Consider the following 1,061-nt stretch of genomic DNA (forward strand, 5'->3'; position numbering starts at 1 on the left):
GACATCCGCACGCCGCGCTCGGTGACCCGGCCGTCCGGCCCGACCGCGCCGACCGCGGTGAGGACCTCGCGCGCGGCGGCCATCGCGCCCGGCGGAGGCGCGTCGAGCAGCGCGAGCCCGGAGGCGTCCGGGTCGCCCCAGCAGGCCGCCTGCAGGGCGAACGCCGACAGATCGGCCACCTTGATCTCCGGCGAAGGGAACCGGGCCAGCCGCCCGTCCTCCGCCCGGTCCCAGCAGCGGTAGACCGTGCCCGGTGCCTCACGCCCCGCCCGGCCAGCGCGCTGGCGGCCCGCCGCCTGCGAGGCCCGTACGGTCGTCAGGGCGCTCAGTCCCCGCGCGTGGTCGGTGCGCGGTTCCCTGGCGAGCCCGGAGTCCACGACCGTCCGCACCCCGGGGACCGTCAGCGACGACTCCGCCACCGAGGTCGCGAGGACCACCCGCCGGCCGCCGGACGAACCGGCCAGTACCGCGTCCTGCACCGCCGCCGGGGCCCGCCCGTGCACCTGGAGCACCTCGGCCCCGACGCCCGCCAGCTCACCGGCCACCCGGCCGATCTCGCCGAGGCCGGGCAGGAAGCACAGCACGTCGCCGTCCCGCTCGGCGAGCGCCCGCCGCACCACGGAGGCGACGTGGCGCAGCAGCGCCGGGTCCACCCGCATCCCGTGCGGCGGCCGCACGGGCGCGGGCGGCGGGGCCCACACGACCTCGACGGGATGCGACACGCCCCGCGCCTCGACGACCGGGGCGTCGCCCAGCAGGCGCGCCCAGCCCTCGGAGTCGGTCGTCGCGGAGGCGGCCACCAGCCGCAGGTCGGGGCGGAGCGCCGCGCGCACGTCCAGCAGGAAGGCGGCCACCGTGTCCGCGTCGAGGTGCCGCTCGTGGCACTCGTCGATGATCACCGCGTCCACCCCGGCCAGCTCCTGGTCGCGCTGGAGCCGCTGGAGCAGCACCCCGGTGGTGACGACCTCCACCACGGTGTCCGGGCCGGCGACCCGCTCGCCGCGCACGGTGAACCCGACGCGCTGCCCGGTCCGCTCGACCAGCAGCCAAGCCATGCGCCG

General features: G+C 78.5%; 1 protein-coding gene. It reads right to left on the minus strand.

The window, feature by feature from the left end; translation table 11 throughout:
* On the minus strand, nucleotides 1-1,061 hold a 1,061-nt coding region (locus MHW47_RS35615), incomplete at both ends, for a helicase-related protein (RefSeq protein ID WP_275449978.1).

The organism is Streptomyces sp. OfavH-34-F (assembly GCF_022347745.1).
In the GTDB taxonomy this organism is placed as follows: Bacteria; Actinomycetota; Actinomycetes; order Streptomycetales; family Streptomycetaceae; genus Streptomyces.